The organism is Bacillus sp. ISL-39 (assembly GCF_018613295.1).
Classification (GTDB): Bacteria; Bacillota; Bacilli; order Bacillales; family Cytobacillaceae; genus Mesobacillus.
Genome location: NZ_JAGGQM010000002.1, coordinates 612142 through 630513 on the forward strand (window position 1 = coordinate 612142; position 18372 = coordinate 630513).

Genomic DNA, 18372 nt, shown 5'->3' on the forward strand with positions numbered 1-18372 from the left:
GCCAGCTATCAAAAGAAGCAACAAGTTTCAACTCCTTTTGCATACGGTCCGGTAAGTACATATACTTGGATCTTTAAAGGAAAACGATCCCTCTGGTGAGTTTCCTCTATTTTACCATTGATTAATACAGTTTCACAGCAAGACCGCAGGAAGGAGGATTTTAGGTGCTAAAATCAAGAATGAAAACACTTTTCCTAGCAGCCTCCGTCACTTTACTGGCTGCTTCACTCATTTCTTTTCCCCAGCAATCCTTTGATGCATCGATTAGAGGCTTGAATATGTGGTGGGAAATTGTCTTCCCCTCACTCCTTCCTTTTTTCATTGTTTCCGAAATGCTGATTGGATTTGGTGTCGTTCGTTTTATTGGTGTCTTGCTGGAACCACTGATGAGGCCTCTGTTCAAGGTACCAGGTGTTGGCGGATTTGTTTGGGCGATGGGCATGGCTTCCGGCTTTCCTGCCGGTGCAAAGCTGACGGCCAGAATGCGCCAGGAAGGGCAGCTGTCAAAAATCGAGGCAGAAAGACTTGTATCTTTTACTAATTCATCTAACCCGCTATTCATTTTTGGCGCAGTATCAGTTGGGTTCTTTTATAATGTCCAGCTTGGTGTTATTCTTGCACTGGCCCACTACCTGGGAAACATCAGTGTAGGGTTGGTAATGAGGTTCTACGGCAGGAGCGAAGAAAATGCCACAAAGGAAAAGGAACGAAACCTTACGATCAGGGATGCATTTGCCGCCTTGCACAGGACAAGGATAAAAGATAATCGCCCGATAGGAAAATTGCTGGGTGACGCCGTGATGTCCTCGATTCAGACGTTGTTGATGATTGGCGGATTCATTATCTTATTCTCGGTTATTAATAAACTATTATTCCATCTTCACATCACCGCATTCCTGGCTGAATTTCTTGAAATATTGCTGGTGATGCTTGGGATGACAGAAAGCTTGAGCCTGCCTTTCATTTCAGGCCTATTCGAAATCACTCTCGGCAGCCAGATGACCAGCCAGATCCAGGAAGCTACTTTGATGCATCAGGCAGTAATAACTAGCTTCATTCTTGCATTCAGCGGGTTTAGTGTCCAGGCTCAGGTTGCCAGTATTCTTGCCCAGACAGACATACGATTTCAGCCTTTCTTTTTTGCAAGAATCCTTCATGGGTTCTTTGCGGCATTCTATGCTTTCATTTTATGGAAGCCGGTTTATGAGCGCTACTTTGAAGATGGCCAGCCATCGAATGCTTTGCCGGTTATGGAATACCTTACTTCGGAGGGCAGCCGCCTGGCACATGCACATAATATGCTCACCACGGCAGGCCCTCTGATTACGATCGCCAGTTTGCTCGTTTATGTTTGGTTACTTGGAAACCGCATATTAAAAGAGAAATAACGGGCATCTCTGCCCGTTATTTCGTCTCTTCATTCTTGAATTTTTTTAACAAAGCCTCTTCGACCTCAGGCGGAACCAATTCGGAGATTTTTCCATCATACTTCGCAACCTCTTTAACGATACTAGAACTCAAGAACGAATACTGATTGTTTGTCATAATGAAAAAAGTCTCGATTTTATCACTCAGCACTCTATTCATAGATGTGATTTGCATTTCATACTCAAAATCCGAAACAGCTCGCAAGCCCCTGATAATGGCATCGGCGTTAACGCTCTCTGCATAATCAACTAGCAAGCCCTGGAATGAATCTACTTTTACATTTGCAATTCCCTTCGTCACCTGTTCAATAAGTTCGATTCTTTCCTCTACAGTAAACAAAGGTTTCTTTGAAGAATTATTCAAAACAACTACATACAGCTCATCGAATACCTTTGCTGCTCTAGTAATGATATCCAAATGCCCCAATGTAATGGGATCGAAACTACCTGGACATACTGCCACTCTTGCCACTTAAATTTCCCCCTCAGCATCTGCATCAACTTTATAAAGAGTAATTCCGATTATTCCATATTTTTCGCTTCTTGACTGTACAAGAGCCCCTACCTTATCTGGCAAGGTGATATCAGAAGCATGCTCACAGACGATCAACCCATCATGATGAATAAGCCTTTCTTTCTCAATCAATTCCAACAGCTTGACCAGCTGTTGTTTTTTATATGGCGGATCCAAGAATATATAATTGAAAATAAGGTCTCTTTTTTGAATGGCCTTCAAAGCCCTGACAGCATCATTTCGGTATACTTCTGCCTTTTCTTCCAAACCGCAGGATCTAAGGTTTTCATTGATGATATGTATTGACTTGCCTTCACGGTCGACAAAAATAACTTTATCCAGGCCTCTGCTTAGAGCTTCAATTCCAAGCCCGCCGCTTCCTGCGAATAAATCCAGGCCCAGTCCTCCTGTAAAATAAGGCCCAATCATATTGAACAGCGATTCCTTCACTTTATCAGTAGTAGGCCTTGTGGACGTTCCGGGTACCGCTTTCAAAACGCGGCCTTTCAAATCACCTGATACAACTCTCATATTTTATTACTCCTCAATCATTTAAGCATTTTCATTTTATCTTATCGCTATTTTCGCTTTGATCGTTACTTTTGAACACATACAGAGATCCGCATTCTTCGGTTTTCGTGCTCTTTCCGAAGATGCTTCCGAAACGAATATGCGAAGATGGGTTAAAAAGCAACAAAGTTTACGAAAAGAACTTATGTAAATTACTCCCTTATCCTACCACACATATAAAAAATTAACCAAATAAGTGTATATCCCTTCCTATTGTGGAAATAATGATGATTAACAACATCAATTTGAGGATGTTGTTGCCAACCGCGGAGAAGACTTACGTTTCCCCATAAGTTCTTCCTCCGGTTTCTCCTCTCCCTTTGCCTTCTATCCTGTTGACAGGATATAGAAGGACCCTGCAGAAACTGCAGGGCTTTTTTTTCGCCATAAAAAAGGCTACAAAAACAAATTATGTTTCAAGAAATAACCGGTCATCAGTTTCCGAAAATTCCACCTTAAAAATCGCATGAAGCCAGCGCTTTTCCACGTACCATTCTCCATTCAGATACTGGAATGGATTTTCAAGAAGCCCGAAGCTTTGGCCATCCAGAATGAATGTTTTATTCTTTAGGTTGAAGGAGTACTGGCTGCTGTCTGATGAGAGTTCCATTACCGTAAAATCAGTTCCTGTTTTTGCTTTATACCCTAGAGCAGCCATAGTCGGCACTAATGGAAATAGGTGTTCCTCGCCTTTGATCACAACCTCCAGTTCATCCTTTTCATTTCCATTCACGATGATGCTCCTTGTGTCTGTGAAAAACATTGGAAATCCTGCTTGACCTTTTTGGCTGTTCTTCAAGAAGAACTTGGTGTTCATCCCTTTGATTGATGACAAGTACTCATCGAGCGATCTGACATCAAGTTGTCTCTCTTTGGAAAAATAGGTGATGAAAGCAGCGGTTTCTTCCGCTGTCAAAGTATTCGCCAGCTCTCTGACCATCGCTTTGCTTTTGGCAGTTTCCGGTTCCTGTTTTGTAACCAGTGACGTGAGTGCCTCTAGAGTCCAGCCTTCTGTGCCCCTGTCTGTTCCAAACTTGGATGCAAGTAAGGCCATAGCCAATTGCCGCTCAAGTTCCTTGTTAGTCAGCTTGTTTCCAACCAGCAGGAGACCGGTTCCATGGGTAGTCCTTTGACCCTCTGTGATGACTACAGATAAATGATTGTCGGAAAAGGTTCCAAGACTGTCGAATTCGTAAATGATCTGGTCCTTCTTACTAATATAATAATCGATACCCTTTTGTCCATTTAGTTTAAAAAGGGGCTTTTCCTGCCAATATAGTGAAGGAGTTGAATTTACTCCTTCAAACACATAATAGTTCAGTAATTCCGTTTTCTTAAAACCCTTCAATGGGAGCCCGGCAGCCCATGTCCCTTTGCTGTTATATTGGTCTATTATCTCTATTCTCGTCTTATTGACCGCCGCTTCCTTCAGTACAATCATCCACTCATTTAAAAGAAGCGAAAGCCCGGGGCCAGTTTTTAAAATGTACTCAAACTGAATTTTCTCTCCTTTTGGCAACGATCCATCCTCGCAAGGATTCTCTTCTGAATCGGTACATTTGACCTCGACAGCCTGTGACGGGATGACTGCCTGGTATTGCCGGTTCGCCTCCAGACCATAAAAAATCTGCTTTACTAGAAGCTGGTTCGACTCCACCTTCACCGAAGCAACGATAGAGGGTTCTTCCTTTCGTTCAGCTGGTTTGCCGCTGTGTTCTGAAAAAGCATTCCATTGCAAAAAAACAGCTGCGCAAATAACTATGAATAATCCTGAGGTCATCAGGATAGACATCTTTTTCATTGTTTACTCCCCACTCCTCTACTACTATTAAAATAGCAAAAACAACGGATGAGCGTAAGATAAAGTTTTCATTTTTTTAAAAAGGATCAAGTCTGACAAACGCTTCAATTTTCTGATCACAAATGGTAAAGTATGATGGAATGATAAGTTGGAAGGGGTAATTCAGATTGATTCAGCGTTTTATTGAGCTTGGTGAAGGATATTCTGATCTTTACGAACTAATAGAAACTGCCAGGGCAAACCAGCATCGATTGATGCATTTGATGGCGATCCATACAAAAATAAACGAAAAAGAAGTAAGCTCCCTTGTCGTTGTGCTAAGGCCAACCGACCCTGGGAAATTCCAGGCGCTATATGTCTGCAGGGAAGGCATTCCAAACCCACATGTCCTTAAGAACAAACGCTTTGACATGTTTGCAGAAATGGCTGCTGAACTTGGCAAAACCATCATTGAATTTGATGCCAAGCCATCGACGATGTTCGCCGAAAAAGAATTGTACTATCAACACCTCATCGGCATTTTAAGGCTGAACCACTATATTCCGCCGCTGCAATAGAAGAACAAAAAGCGCAAGCGCCTTGGTCAGCCCCGACAAGCGCTGCCCGCCTTAATGCGCCACGTCCTGTGGCTGGCGGGTCTAGCACATCGTGTGCCACGGAAGGCCGACCGGTGAAGTCGTTCTTTGACTTCATTGGGCGGACTGAAGCGACTCGAGGGGCTAGGCGCTGGCGCTAGACACTAATCAAAGTGTAAAAGTCTATACTTTCTGATACAAAAATAAAAAGGTGAGGGGCTCCCCCTCACCTTTTACTACTAATCATTCGCTATATAAGTACGGTTCTATATTCCCATCTTATAATCATATTCTTTTGCTTTATCAGGGGAAGAGTTTTCGAATTCCATCTTTAAGAATGGTTTATAGGAAGGTTCCACCTTTTTAACAAACGAATATGAATTGATTTTTTCCATCAGCGACTCTGCCTCATCCAGATTGCAATATATTACTGCATATTTCAATTTTTTCGAGACAAAATGAACATTGCCAAATCTTCTGAGCATCTTGGCCTGTTTTAATGAATACAGCCAGACGATGATTCCCTGCCTCTGTCCTATCATATTCTTTTCCCCTTTGGTAAACGTTTGCTTTGTACTAGTCTAGCATACAAAAACCAGTTTTTTCAATAATCAATCCTATTTAACCATCTATTGCAGTCAAACAAAGTTAATTAAAAGAAAAAAGCATGGATAATCCATGCTTTTGGCAACGATTTATGCAGAGCACCCGCAGCTTCCTCCGCTGCCGCAGCCGCCTCCGCAAGAGCTTTCGAAAAATGGATTCCCGGTAGGAACTTTCACGCTCTCCGAAACGGATCTGCCGATGATCACGCTAACCTCATCAAGCAGGCTTTGCAGGTCATTTTCCGCTCTCTTGAATTCGGCGATTACCTCATCCATGTCCAGCTCTCTTTTCACAATCCTGATCTGGCCCATGACTTCCTTATAGTCAGGATGGTACTTTCCGAAACGCTGAACCTCTTCATAACGTTCCTTCATGTCCACAAATTCACGAACCTTCTTCTGTGTCTCCGGATTGTTTTTAACATTATATAAACATTCCCGATAATTCTCGGCAATATCAGATTGTAAAATCATGCTGACTAACTGTTCAGCTTCTTCCATCAATAATACTCTTTCTGATGTAACAGCAAGCAATGCTGGCTCACCTCCGAACCTCATTTTACCATGAAACTGCCAGAAAAGCGAAACTTTCCGGACCGGCGACTGAAAGCCGTCATATGCCAGCTTAATTCACTTACATAAAATAATCAAAGCTTTCCTCATTCAGAAGAAAGCTTTGTCAGGATGGGGAATTCATGCTCGAGAACATATGCATCATCATTGAGGCCATCTGGACATTGTTGGAGAATTTTTGAACCTTATGCGGGATCGTTTTTTCAAAATGATGAAGTGCGGCGATCTCTGCAGAATAAATATCCCTTGGATCCCTGCTCAGCTTCCTGTACCAGTGTGGCTGGGATCGGACAAACTCGATCAATTCTTTATTCGATCGTAATTGCTCCATGACATCTTTACGCATTTTTAGCCTCCATTCTAATCCTGTCTGAATGAAAAAGGATGTGCAGGCCCCGAACCTTTAGATGGCTGTTGTCCACCTTTATTGCCCTGAAACTGGGATAGCACCCCCTGAATCGCACCGAGCGCCTGGCTTATATTATGGATTTGCCCTTGCACCTGCTCAGGATCCATATTTTTTACAGCACCCATTATCGTCCCTAACCAATCCGTTTTCTTTTCCTTTTCTTCGCTTTTTTCATCCTTTTCATTCATGCTTTTGTTCCATTTAGGATCATCATCACCTAGCAGGTACCAATCTTCATACATTTCCTGCCAGGTTGTATTTCCCTTCCTGACCTCCTGCACGAGCTCTGGGTGTTTTTTTACAAATTCCTTGAACTTTTCTACAGAGGGATGCAGTTTTTTTTTGGCCATAGCTTTCACCTCACAGTGTAACAAATGCCTATAATAGCATATGAAAATCATCGGTATTGGTGAAGGACCTTTATGAGAAATTGTTGTTTTAAGAGAAAGCTTTGGTTATTCGGTGTTTTCCTGGCAATTTTATGGTCGCCCACAACTTTAAAACTTCATCAAACTTTTTTTAAGTGTTAAAATAAAAAACAGATTAGAAAATGGCTTTTTTAAAATAATGATTTTTATTCGAAATTAAAGGAACAGAGCCATAAAGAAAGAGGTAATAATATAGTGGAAAAAGAATTGCAAAAGCTTTTAGACGAATGCATCTCGTTATCGGGCGAGCAGGAACTTGAAGCCCTCAGAACGGTACTGGCCGGGGTTAAAAATAAACTTAGCGGAAAAAACAGTACGTATATCGACGGCCTTCTGCATATGGACAGGCGACTCGATCATGAAACTTGCGAAATTGATATTCCGATTACAAATGTGCTCGATAATACCCTTGGCATAGTCCATGGCGGTTTTACTGCCACGATACTCGACACAGCGATGGGCACACTTGCCAACAAACTGCTGCCAGAAGGTTACGCCGCTGTCACATCTCAAATTAACATCCATTACCTTGCGCCAGGTATCGGTGACAATCTCCATTGTAAAGCTACGCTGATTCATAAAGGAAGAAGCACCGTCGTCCTTGAAGCCGATGTTTTCAGATCCGATGGCAAAAAAATCGCTCATTCATCAGGCAGTTTTTTTGTTGTAGAAAAACAGCATAAATAAGGTGATCAATAATGGTTACAGCAATTGCAATTCCGATTGTCCTGGCCTATTTTTTCTGGCTGACGAAGAAAGAAATGCAGGCGAATTTCCAGGAATGGATCGAACTTGAAAATATTCCTGAAGAAGCGATCGTAAGCGGAAAAATCATCGAGGTTACTGCATATAAAGAACGTTTCTATTATCATCGGTATAATCATATAACAGTTTTAAAAATCAACACAGGAATAAAGGAGTTGACCGTAAAAAAAGTGACGCCATTGAGGAAAGGGGCTGTTACACCTATATTCCATGAGGGGGATATGGTACATCTTTACGGCAGCTGGAAACAAGGTTTCTTTTCAATCAACAGGGCCATCAAGCAAAACGAAGGAGCATGACCTCATGGGTCATGCTCCTTCGCTACAGTTAAAGAATGAATGTAAAATAGCAATTACTGTGGTTCTTCCCACGTTTTCAAGAAGTTCTGGGTATAATGCCTTTGATACACGCCTACACCAAGATGCGTGAATTCTTCGTTCAATAATGCCTCACGGTGGGTTTCACTATTCAGCCAGCCTTCAACTACCGCTGGTCCATCTGTATAGTTAGCTGCAATGTTTTCCCCAGCCAATTGATACAAGATCTCTGCTGCTTTTAGCCTTTCCGATAAATCCCCGTGTTTTTCAGATTCATGTGAAAAATAGTCCTCAATGGCCATATCCTTGCTATGGGCATATGCAACTTCTGCTGTTTTTTCATCCCATTCAAGCGTTTGAAGCTCATGCCTTAATCTGATCGCATTTGTAATGTCGAGGATTTGTTTTTCGAGACCGGCTTCAATCCTGATCCAATCCCCTTCCGATAATACAGGCGGTTCAATCAGCGTTCCTCTGTAGACCATTTCATATGGTCGCTGTTTGACGAGCGTCTCCTTATCCATATAACGGATGCTCGAAACAGAACTAGTGAATTTATCAATATAGAGCTGAACAAAATACTCCCCCATTTTTATAATGGGACGTGTGTTCATATCCTGCTCGGACAGCTCAAACTTATAGGAGCTTCCATTATATTCAAATGTTACATCAGGTTCAATGACATTCATAGAGAAAACTTCTTCAATCGGCTGGCCAATTTTAAATGGCTGCACATTTACAGAAGGACCAATGCCGTAAGCCGTCACGACCTTGCCATTCAAGACACCAGCCTGGATATATTCTTCAGGGTCATTGTTAAAGATCCACCAGTGGAAGCCATAGGCTGAAAGGTCAACCCTTGATGGTTCACCTAAGGTCGCCTTAAGAGAGTCAATATCCTTCCCTAACAAGGAACCAACACCTTGTGAGGGCTGATCAATACCCTCGCTGATACTTTGTTCACTGATGTCCTTTTCGAGGGATTCATCTACTTTAGGAGTGGACTTCTGTTCGATAACCATTTCCTCATTATCTTCCTTGTTATATCCCATGTATAAACCAATAAGTAAAAAAATTGCGGCAAAAACTAATATCCTTGCAATAGTTCTCAGGTAGATCCCCCCTTTTTGACTGTTGCCAGCTACACTAATGTGAGTCAAAAGACACTATGATCTCTCTCTATCACTATATGAGTGATTTTTGAAATTATTATATCATTTATAGTGTTCGTTTTAATAGAAGTGTTCGATAGGACTCAAAAAATTATTGAACTTTAACACGATTGACACTACTACTTGCAATATCGCTGGTTAACCTACTTTTAACATATCGCTTGCCCGATGTAAAATCAAACAACCCCATACTGAAAAGGAGTGGACACTTTCCGAAGAAATGATGGTAAAAGGCACCCATTATGAGTGCCTTAGTCTATTGCATATGGTTTCCAGGCTCTGAGATTTCAGATAAGGCGTGCTGGGCTTGTTCATCTGTCAGTTCGTTCACAGCAAAGTCTCCTAACGCTACGATTCCTACTAGTTTTTCGCCTTCAACTACAGGCAGCCTTCTTATTTGATGATCAGCCATCAGTTGGGTTGCTTCTTTAGTGGACATATCCGCCGTTGCTGTAACGAGGTGATCACTCATGACACTTTCAACCTTTGATGACGGCGGATGTTTTTCCGCTATCCCTCTAATGACAATGTCCCGGTCGGTAATCATGCCTACAAGTTTATCCTCGTCTACGATTGGAATGGAGCCAACATTCCATTCCTTCATTTTGACTGCCACTTCGAATACATTGTCCAACAAAGTACAGGTTTCAACATCGCTAGTCATAATATCACGGATTTTTCGCATTTTCTTTTCCTCCTTATGAATCAAAGCTTGGCCTGCTCACTGTTAGGGTAGCCCGTATGGTGCTAATTATGCCCTCAGTTAGATAATTCTTATTTCTCCATCCTTCCTTTGATAAGCAGAAGGTGAGAGCAAAGAATTTCGCTTTTATATTCATTGCAACTTAAGCATATTTTTACTATTATTAAATTTGAGATATAATCTATTTTAGGCGATATTACTGCAGTGTGTTTTTAGGAGGGAAAAGGATGAAATTCGAAAATACAGGTATTGAGAACCTGAAGGCGGATTTGAACCGTCTTGATGAGGTTATGTTAGAGCACGGTCTGGTACGTGAAGGACAATGGGACTATGAAAGAGTAACCTATGACAAAAAAATCGTGGTCAAAGAAGGAACATTTTATTTGCGTGTACAGGGCTATGCTCATGAAGGTGATATCGGCGCACACAAAGCGATCATTCAGTTGATGACTCCTTTGCTGGGAAAACACTACTACCCGCATGGCGTTGAATATGGTGAAGGTGAGCAATTCCCGAAAGCACTTGTCAGCCAGTGTGAAAAGCTTTTAAACGATGTGAAAACAGAAGTAGAAAAATTTGCAATTTAACATAAAAAAGACGCAATCATTGCGTCTTTTTTATTGGCTCTTTTCTCAAACTTTGTTGTTATTGACTACAAAATAGGATACCTAAGTTTCTTTACAAGATTACCGCTTATTATGTGAAAAGAGCTTGCAAACTAAGTACCTACATACAAAATGACTTTTATCACGTTAAAATCGGCTTAAGGATTTTAACAGACTTATTTATTTAAGTCCCGTTATGATTACATCAATTTTCTTCGGCAAGATAGAAATCAGCAGCACAATCTCCTCTTCTAAATTCTTCTGAAGCTCCCTTGCAGTATTAAGGATTGAGTAATTCCCTACCACTGTGTCAACGTATACTTTGATTTTCACGTTACCCTCGTCTAGTTCAACAATTACTCCATTATCAGCAAAGGAATTTCTTCGTATCCGGGAAATCCTGTTTTTTAACTTCGACTGGTGGAAAAAGTGGTTTTCATTTATATTGGCATGCACAATCGCACAGACTGCACGACATACCTCTCTATATTGCGGAGGCATGATTTTTATTGACTCCTTCATTTCCTCACCCCTCGCTGTTAAGGTTGCGGAACTTGATTTACATCGGGAGAGATAGAGATGGAATACCTTTCTATCGTTCAACTAAGCGAGCTCACTTGCTAAAAATCAACAAAGTTTACAAAAACACATGGATAAAAGCTGATTTTTGTTGTTTCTTATATTAAATGCGTACTATAATTTAATTGTTAAGGAATTTTTTGCGGTTTTTGCTTAAGTGCCCTTAATACATTGCTTTTTAGAGGTATATACTCTTTAGGAGTATAGAAAGGAGCTTCACTTGTCCGGTATTTTCACTAAACGAACGATCATTATTGCATTAATCACCATCGTAGTTGCAGCCATTCTTTACATTATCCTGCCGGTATCCATCCCGTTGATTGCTGCATTGATCACCGCTCTTTTTCTCGAGCCTGCAGTTGTTTACTTCCAAAAAAGATTCAAAAGAGGGCGGCGCCTTGCAGTCTTGGCGATTTTCCTCCTGTTCGTATTGCTCATTATGGTTTCAGGCTATTTCCTGACTACGACGGCAGTCACCGAGGCAATTGACCTGATAGATAATACTCCAGTTTATATAAATGAAATTACAAATGCCTGGTATAAGGCCGAAAATAGCTTTGTTGAGGCTGCCAATGACCTTCCAAGGGAAGTGGTAACCGAAATCAGCAACCGGGCTGAGGACTTTCTCAATAAACTCAAAAACGACATGATTGCATTTATCAATATAGATAATTTGAAGGCATTGCTGACCTACATTCCGAATTTCTTGATCAGCTTCCTGGTCTATTTGATTGCGCTGTTTCTTTTCTTGCTGGAGCTGCCGTCTTTAAGGCAAAGTGTGTACAGCCATTTGACAGAGAGAACTGCAGATAAGGTCCATTTCATGACTTCACGACTTTCTTACGTTGTATTTGGTTTCTTGAAAGCACAATTTCTAGTGAGCGTGATTATTTTTATCGTTGCACTCATCGGGTTGCTTTTCATTACGCCAGAATATGCAATTGTCATGTCGGCGATTATCTGGCTGATTGATTTCATCCCGCTAATTGGCTCAATCGTTATATTGGCGCCATGGTCAATCTTCCACCTGGCCACGGGCAATATCGCCCTTGGAACCCAGCTGGCTGTGCTGGCTGTCATTTTGTTGATCATCAGGCGAACGGTAGAACCTAAAGTGATGGGCAGCCATATTGGCCTTTCTCCATTATCCACCCTGATTGCCATGTATCTTGGCTTGAAGCTATTCGGCTTCATGGGCTTTGTAATTGGACCATTGCTCCTTATTGGGTTCAATTCAGCCAAAGAAGCTGGAATCATTAAATTGAAATTCAAAATTTAAACCAAAAGAAACCCGGGTGAAATAATCACCCGGGTTTTGTGTTTGCTAATGGCTGTTTTCGTAAAGAATTTGTACGTGATAAAAAGCTATTTTGTAGGTCGGTATGAAGTGTGCAAAGTCTTTTCTCATAATATGGCTTTAATTTTGTGAAGAAAGATAGGTCATTCAATCCTATTTTTTGTAGTCAATAGCAACAAGAAAAGAGCCTTACTAATTAAAAGAAATCATAGAAAAATGGCTTGAATGCTGGGATTGCCTGCTCCAGCTCCTCGACTTCATTGATGTCTCCCTTGAGCAGATCTAATTTAAATAATTCAAGAGGACGTTTATAACCGAATAACATGGCTGTCAGTGTATTGATGTTCATGTGCATCCCGCGCTTAGGAGCTGTTACGCATGTGCCTCCCTCTTTGACAGGATGAAACCTAACCCCTTCCCGCCCTATTATATATGTCCCTGTATTCCATGGAGCATCAGTATCATCGAGATGAAGGAACACATTCTTCCCATCCGTGCTGGTGATGAAAGGATAGGAAGAAAATGCTTTTTCAGCATTCACAATCCTGCCCATGAAATATGGATAAACTTCTGTCTTGAGCTTAGGCTCCTTTAAAAAGAATGGGAATGGGTCATGGACTGATGTCAGCACCTCTGCTCGCTCTACCATTGAATCATGCTGGCAAATGAAATTCCATAAGCCTTTTCTTGCTTCATGTGTTAAAGAGACGTATTCCTCAACCTTCATAACATTATTTTTAATCTCGTATATCAGATATCCTGCCGCTTCTTTTTTCGAGTCATAATAAACAGCAGCTGTTTGTTCGCCGTATATGCTCGTGCGCCACCATTCCGAATCCCTTGCGAGCATCGCACTGTGCATTTCTGCATATCGATCATACACCCTCTCGATATCATTGGAGTGTCTTTTCTCTGTATGCCGCTTAATTATTCCCTCCTGTCTTTCTACAGGTTTTAGATCGATTTTTTCAATCGTGATTTTTCTTTTGTCAGAAATGATCTCCCAGCCAAACCTTCTATAGAAATCAATCTGGAAAGGATGCAGAAAGGAAACTATATTCCCGTCTTGATTCATATCCATCAGTGCCCTTTTCATAAGTGCGTTTACATGTCCTTTACGCCTGTGCTCTGGATAGGTAGCAACTCCCGCAATACCCCCCATTTTCCATTCAAGATGACCAAGCTTCACTTTCAAAGAAAGAATATGTAATTTGGACGCAAGCTCTTCTCCTTCAAATATCCCAAGCAAGTGATGTTTCTTTAGGGTTTCCAAACGTTTAGGAATATCACTTTCCGGTACTTGATATTGAAAAGCATACATTGATAAATTCATTGACTCCAGATAATGTTATTCAGATAGAACCTTAATATCCAAGCAAATACAACCCCCTTATACAATCTAATAGATTCGCCTGTTAAAGCGGGAATACCTTCTTAAAATAAAAAAACATTGCTAAAAGCAATGTTTTTAGAGTCTGCTATGTTCCGAGTATGGCCTTGATGACTGATGTTGTTTCTCCGCCTTTATAGAACACATAAAGAAGCAGGTATACTGCAACCCCCGTGATACCTGTAAAGAACCAGGTAACACTTGTAACAGGTCCAAGTTTGCGATGACGCTCTAATCTGTTTTTATATCCTGTGTAAAGTGAGATGATTCCAAGGACCGCTCCAATTGTAGCAAGTGTAATATGGAAAATTAGGAACACGGTGTAATAAATCTTGATATCATCAGGTCCTCCAAAGGAAGTATTTCCGATGAAGATTGTCCTTGATGCATAAATGACAAAGAATATGATCGCGAATATCCCAGCCAGCGTCATGGTCTTGCGATGCTGATCAATCTTTCTTTGTTTTATTTGGGCCCAGCCAATTGCTACAGTAATCGCACTTAAAACAATAAATGTTGTGCTGATCGTGGGCAGGATCGGTAAGTTAGACATGTACGTTTACCTCTCAATCATTATTTCTCCATAAGGTTAATTGTAGGTGACCTGTCACTTTTTTTCAATATTTGAATGCATATAACTGATAAATTTTCTCTGGGATAATAAAGACAAATGAGAAAAAATAAAGCTCCCTTTAAGGAAGCTTTTACAACTCAATTTATTTTACTGGCTGTGGAGCGCTCGCAAGATTGATTGCATCCTGCTCAGCCTGGTGATCTTCTTCATTACGGAACCATTGGAAGAACGCATAACCCAGGAAAATACCATATACAATTTCCTGAATAACCTTCATGATTACTCCGCCAAGCTGCTGGTCATGCAGGAGCGAAATAGAACTGAAGGTTTCCGGACCGCTAAGATCCAGTGTCGAGAGCATCGTAGGCGGTACACATAATTTCAAAGCCTCACCCCATGCATTCGGGTCTGAGAAAGTTGCATACATTGGTGTATCAGCAAAGATGATCAAAGCGCATGCTGGTGTGATTAGCACACCATCAGCAAAGATATACCCCATTTTCTTAACGCCCGATAATGTCTGATATTCTTCCAATTTATTGATCAGCGGCCACCACATGAACATCGCTAGTATAAATAGCACCGATGTGTACCCTGCATGCAGCCACATGTCAGTTTTTACGATATCAAAAATCAGCGGGATATGGTAAATAGAGAAAATTCCATTGAACATAATCAAAGCAATAAGAGGCTTTGTGAAAAAGCGGAACAACGGGTCAACTACCGGCAGCGACAAGAACGATCTCCAAAGCCAGTCAGGCAGGCCAAAAATCAAAAGAGGCGGAACAACAAGGTATAGGACTGCCATCTGGATCATGTGCATGTAAAAAGTGATATGTGCCATCAAATCGACAGGCGACCCTTTGATGATATATAGCACGATGATAGCAGATGTAAAGTAAACAGCCTGTTTTCGTGTCGCAGGTACACCTTCCTTGAAACGGTCATAGTACTTGAAGACAACCAGATAATAAGCAACTAATATAGCTGCCATTAACAGAAAATATACCGGACTCCATAGTGCTCTGAACCCAAATATATCTAGTGTAAGCATCGTATTTTCACCCCGTCCTGTTTAAGAACTTTACTTTCATTATACTTCCAAAGGTATGTCACTTCAATAAAACGGCCCTTCCATTAATTGTTAGTACACTTCCATACATAGAAAAAATCGGCTTTTAGCCGATTTTTTCTTTAAGTCATATTACCACCAGATAATAGTTGTGAAAGCCAGTACTGTTACTGCTCCTACAACAACACCAGAATATAGGAACAAAGCAGGTGCTTCGTGTCCCTTATGGCTCATGTGCATGAAATAGTAGAGCTGGAAGATTACCTGGATGACAGCGAGCAGAAGGATGAATGGAACTGTAAACCAGCCTGAGAATCCTTCATATCCAACTGCAACAAAGGCAACAAGTGTCAAGAAAATCATCAATGCAAAGGAAACGATTTGGTATCTCATCTCTTCGGCGCTTTTTTTGCGACGATATTCGACGTCTACTCTTGGGTTCCCTGAACTTGGTTGTTGATTAGCCATCAGTTTATCCCACCATTCCCATTAGATATACAACCGTGAAGATGAATACCCATACAACGTCGATGAAGTGCCAGTAAAGGCTGGCAACATAAAACTTAGGAGCGTTGTAAAGGTTCAAACCACGTTTGGAGTTACGGACCATCAAGGTAATGATCCAAGCAAGACCGAATGCAACGTGACCACCATGGAATCCTACTAAGGTATAGAAAGCTGATCCAAACGCACTGCTAGTGAAAGTGTGCCCGAATTCATGTACATAGTGATTGAACTCATAAATCTCAAGTGCAAGGAAAGCCGCACCCAGAGCTACTGTCAATCCAAGCCACAGCTGCATCTTTTTAAAGTTGAAGTTCTTCATATGGTACATTGCATATACACTTGTCAAAGAACTTGTTAATAGAAGCATTGTCGCTGCAAAAGCCAGCGGTATTTCAAAGATATCTTTGGCTAGTGCATGGTCAGCATTTGGAACCTTATCCTTCAAGGCAAGATAAGTTGCGAACAGCGTCGCAAACAATACTGTCTCTCCACCAAGGAAGAACCAGAAGCCTAAAAACTTGTTCTTTGCTTCGAGGGTTGCTTTTTCAGGCTCCGCAGGCCATGTTTCATAAGTGAATTTTTCTTCAGCTTGCATTATGCCTTTGCCCCCTTATCATTATCATCGTCCATTAAGTCTTCTTTATGAATATGGAATCCATGATCATCTTTAATTGAACGCACGAACATGGCTCCTAGTGTTACAGCCATGCCGAGGATCAGCACTATTAGTCCCCAGCTTGTATCAGCACGGTACATTGCACCGAATGCTGCGATGAAAAGACCAAGTGAGATAACGAAAGGAATGAAAGAGTTGTTTGGCATATGGATATCGCCGAGCGGTTCTGCAGGCGTCATGCCATTCTTGCCTTCCATTTTCTCAAGCCAGTAAGCATCAAGTCCGCGAACAAGCGGAAGCTGCTTGAAGTTGTAGAATGGCGGTGGAGATGCAATCGCCCACTCTAGTGTGCGACCGTCACCCCATGGGTCATTCCCAACTTTTTCATTTTTAACTTGTGTCATGATTACGTTAATTAATAGAACGATTGTCGCAATAGCCATGAAGATGGCTCCAATTGAACTGATCAAGTTTCCAGTTTCCAGTCCCTGTCCAGGCAGGAAAGTGAAGATACGGCGTGGCATACCCATCAATCCAAGGAAGTGCTGGATGAAGAACGTCAGGTGGAATCCAAACAGGAACAGCCAGAACGTGATCTTACCTAGAGTTTCATTCAGCATTGTACCGAACATTTTTGGCCAGTAAAGGTGTGCACCTGCAAATAGTGCGAATACTACACCACCAACGATAACGTAATGGAAGTGAGCTACTACGAAATAGCTGTCATGGTACTGATAGTCAGCTGCAGCTGATGCCAGCATGACTCCAGTTACACCACCCGCAACGAATGAAGGAATGAAGGCTACTGCCCAAAGCATCGGAGTTGTGAACTTGATGCTTCCACCCCACATCGTGAACATCCAGTTAAAAATCTTGATACCTGTAGGAACGGCGATTGCCATTGTCGCTACTGCGAAAATCGCGTTTGCGATCGGTCCAAGACCAGTTGTGAACATATGGTGAGCCCATACCATGAATCCAAGGAAACCGATCAATACAGTTGCGAATACCATGGATGAGTAACCGAATAGACGCTTTCTAGAGAAAATAGCAAAAATCTCAGAGAAAATACCGAAAGCCGGCAAAATTAAGATATAAACTTCTGGGTGACCAAAGATCCAGAATAGGTGTTCCCAGATAATTGTGTTACCACCATTTGTTACATCAAAGAAATTAGAACCAAACATACGGTCAAAAATCATTAAGAAAAGACCAACAGTCAGTGGAGGGAACGCAAACAGGATAAGAGCTGATGTTACAAATGTTGCCCAAGTGAACATCGGCATTCTCATATAAGTCATTCCCGGGGCGCGCATGTTAATGATTGTTACGAGGAAGTTAATCCCCCCGATTAGTGTACCCGCACCTGAAATCTGCAATCCTAGAGCATAAAAGTCGATACCATGTGTTTCAGACGCAATTGCAAGTGAAGCGTAAGAAGTCCAACCAGCATCAGGAGCTCCACCAAGGAACCATGAAAGGTTAAGGAATACTCCACCAAAGAAGAATAACCAAAATCCTAAAGAGTTCAAGAATGGGAACGCAACGTCACGCGCACCAATTTGGAGTGGCATGACAGCATTCATAAATGCGAACACTAGCGGCATCGCTGCAAGGAAAATCATGGTTGTTCCGTGCATCGTCAGGATTTCATTATAGAAACCTGCGCTTACAAAATCATTGTTAGGTACAGCGAGCTGGATACGGATGAATAGAGCTTCAAGTCCGCCAAGGATGAAGAAAAATCCGCCAGCGATAAGATAAAGGATCGCGATTTTCTTATGGTCAACCGTTGTCAGGTAGTCCCACAAAGTTGCGCCGAATCCTTTTTTCTGAGCATAGGTACTCACAGTTTTACCTCCCTTTCAAACAA

The 18372-nt window shown here is 41.6% G+C and carries 22 protein-coding genes; 6 read left to right on the forward strand and 16 right to left on the reverse strand.

All coding sequences use genetic code 11. From position 1 onward, the window contains the following. Positions 1–164 precede the first annotated feature (164 nt). Positions 165–1388, forward strand: a complete 1224-nt coding sequence (ylbJ, locus tag J7E37_RS04835; RefSeq protein WP_215022772.1) for a sporulation integral membrane protein YlbJ — start codon at positions 165–167, stop codon at positions 1386–1388. A gap of 16 nt (positions 1389–1404) precedes the next feature. Here ylbJ and coaD read toward each other — a convergent pair whose 3' ends face one another. The 3 genes from coaD to J7E37_RS04850 all read right to left on the reverse strand — a co-directional run bounded on the left by coaD (position 1405) and on the right by J7E37_RS04850 (position 4312). Further along, entirely contained in the window at positions 1405–1899 is a 495-nt protein-coding gene (gene coaD / locus J7E37_RS04840; protein ID WP_214777378.1) for a pantetheine-phosphate adenylyltransferase, read from the reverse strand. Continuing rightward, a complete protein-coding gene (gene rsmD / locus J7E37_RS04845) occupies positions 1900–2472 on the reverse strand; it encodes a 16S rRNA (guanine(966)-N(2))-methyltransferase RsmD (protein WP_215022774.1) in 573 nt (190 codons plus the stop codon). It lies immediately after the preceding gene. Positions 2473–2920: 448 nt separating this feature from the next. Beyond that, entirely contained in the window at positions 2921–4312 is a 1392-nt protein-coding gene (locus J7E37_RS04850) for a hypothetical protein (protein WP_215022776.1), read from the reverse strand. Between the two features lie 167 nt (positions 4313–4479). On the opposite strand from J7E37_RS04850, the gene J7E37_RS04855 reads away from it, so the two are divergent. Next, positions 4480–4869 (forward strand): DUF7147 family protein, encoded by a 390-nt coding sequence (locus tag J7E37_RS04855; RefSeq protein WP_215022779.1) that lies wholly within the window; start codon positions 4480–4482, stop codon positions 4867–4869. Between the two features lie 284 nt (positions 4870–5153). Here the strand turns inward: J7E37_RS04855 and J7E37_RS04860 are convergent, their stop codons facing one another. From J7E37_RS04860 to ylbD, 4 genes are all read right to left on the reverse strand, one after another. After that, the gene (locus tag J7E37_RS04860) at positions 5154–5429 is read right to left on the reverse strand and encodes a YlbG family protein (RefSeq protein ID WP_167831850.1); all 276 of its coding nucleotides are present in this window, start codon (positions 5427–5429) and stop codon (positions 5154–5156) included. 153 nt (positions 5430–5582) lie between these two features. Next, complete coding sequence (locus tag J7E37_RS04865) at positions 5583–6050, reverse strand: YlbF/YmcA family competence regulator (RefSeq protein WP_285290288.1); 468 nt, start codon at positions 6048–6050, stop codon at positions 5583–5585. A gap of 121 nt (positions 6051–6171) precedes the next feature. Then, the gene (locus tag J7E37_RS04870; protein WP_214777386.1) at positions 6172–6411 is read right to left on the reverse strand and encodes a YlbE-like family protein; all 240 of its coding nucleotides are present in this window, start codon (positions 6409–6411) and stop codon (positions 6172–6174) included. A 14-nt stretch (positions 6412–6425) separates the two neighbouring features. Continuing rightward, entirely contained in the window at positions 6426–6824 is a 399-nt protein-coding gene (gene ylbD / locus J7E37_RS04875) for a YlbD family protein (RefSeq protein ID WP_215022780.1), read from the reverse strand. A 273-nt stretch (positions 6825–7097) separates the two neighbouring features. On the opposite strand from ylbD, the gene J7E37_RS04880 reads away from it, so the two are divergent. Both J7E37_RS04880 and J7E37_RS04885 read left to right on the forward strand, forming a co-directional pair. After that, on the forward strand, positions 7098–7589 hold the full coding sequence (locus tag J7E37_RS04880; RefSeq protein ID WP_214777390.1) for a PaaI family thioesterase: 492 nt from the start codon (positions 7098–7100) through the stop codon (positions 7587–7589). Positions 7590–7600: 11 nt separating this feature from the next. After that, positions 7601–7966, forward strand: coding sequence for a hypothetical protein (locus J7E37_RS04885; RefSeq protein ID WP_214777393.1), 366 nt, complete (start codon positions 7601–7603; stop codon positions 7964–7966). A gap of 53 nt (positions 7967–8019) precedes the next feature. On the opposite strand, the gene J7E37_RS04890 is transcribed toward J7E37_RS04885, so the two are convergent. Both J7E37_RS04890 and J7E37_RS04895 read right to left on the reverse strand, forming a co-directional pair. Next, positions 8020–9096 (reverse strand): CAP domain-containing protein, encoded by a 1077-nt coding sequence (locus tag J7E37_RS04890; protein WP_483297199.1) that lies wholly within the window; start codon positions 9094–9096, stop codon positions 8020–8022. A gap of 316 nt (positions 9097–9412) precedes the next feature. Beyond that, entirely contained in the window at positions 9413–9841 is a 429-nt protein-coding gene (locus J7E37_RS04895; RefSeq protein ID WP_214777395.1) for a CBS domain-containing protein, read from the reverse strand. Between the two features lie 245 nt (positions 9842–10086). Between J7E37_RS04895 and J7E37_RS04900 the strand changes: the two genes are divergently transcribed. Next, entirely contained in the window at positions 10087–10446 is a 360-nt protein-coding gene (locus J7E37_RS04900) for a YugN family protein (RefSeq protein WP_214777397.1), read from the forward strand. Between the two features lie 198 nt (positions 10447–10644). Here J7E37_RS04900 and J7E37_RS04905 read toward each other — a convergent pair whose 3' ends face one another. Then, positions 10645–10986, reverse strand: coding sequence for an Asp23/Gls24 family envelope stress response protein (locus tag J7E37_RS04905; protein WP_214777399.1), 342 nt, complete (start codon positions 10984–10986; stop codon positions 10645–10647). A gap of 277 nt (positions 10987–11263) precedes the next feature. Here J7E37_RS04905 and ytvI point away from each other — a divergent pair, with 277 nt between their 5' ends. Then, positions 11264–12322, forward strand: a complete 1059-nt coding sequence (ytvI, locus tag J7E37_RS04910) for a sporulation integral membrane protein YtvI (protein WP_214777401.1) — start codon at positions 11264–11266, stop codon at positions 12320–12322. Positions 12323–12536: 214 nt separating this feature from the next. On the opposite strand, the gene J7E37_RS04915 is transcribed toward ytvI, so the two are convergent. From J7E37_RS04915 to ctaD, 6 genes are all read right to left on the reverse strand, one after another. Next, entirely contained in the window at positions 12537–13673 is a 1137-nt protein-coding gene (locus tag J7E37_RS04915; protein WP_251009438.1) for a GNAT family N-acetyltransferase, read from the reverse strand. Between the two features lie 145 nt (positions 13674–13818). Continuing rightward, positions 13819–14283, reverse strand: coding sequence for a DUF420 domain-containing protein (locus tag J7E37_RS04920; RefSeq protein ID WP_214777405.1), 465 nt, complete (start codon positions 14281–14283; stop codon positions 13819–13821). Positions 14284–14446: 163 nt separating this feature from the next. Beyond that, a complete protein-coding gene (gene ctaG / locus J7E37_RS04925; protein ID WP_214777407.1) occupies positions 14447–15358 on the reverse strand; it encodes a cytochrome c oxidase assembly factor CtaG in 912 nt (303 codons plus the stop codon). Positions 15359–15508: 150 nt separating this feature from the next. Beyond that, positions 15509–15844, reverse strand: a complete 336-nt coding sequence (gene ctaF, locus J7E37_RS04930) for a cytochrome c oxidase subunit IVB (protein WP_102262072.1) — start codon at positions 15842–15844, stop codon at positions 15509–15511. Positions 15845–15848: 4 nt separating this feature from the next. After that, entirely contained in the window at positions 15849–16478 is a 630-nt protein-coding gene (locus J7E37_RS04935) for a cytochrome (ubi)quinol oxidase subunit III (RefSeq protein ID WP_214777409.1), read from the reverse strand. Continuing rightward, on the reverse strand, positions 16478–18349 hold the full coding sequence (gene ctaD, locus J7E37_RS04940) for a cytochrome c oxidase subunit I (RefSeq protein WP_214777411.1): 1872 nt from the start codon (positions 18347–18349) through the stop codon (positions 16478–16480). The genes J7E37_RS04935 and ctaD overlap by 1 nt, the downstream gene beginning before the upstream one ends. Positions 18350–18372: the final 23 nt, after the last annotated feature.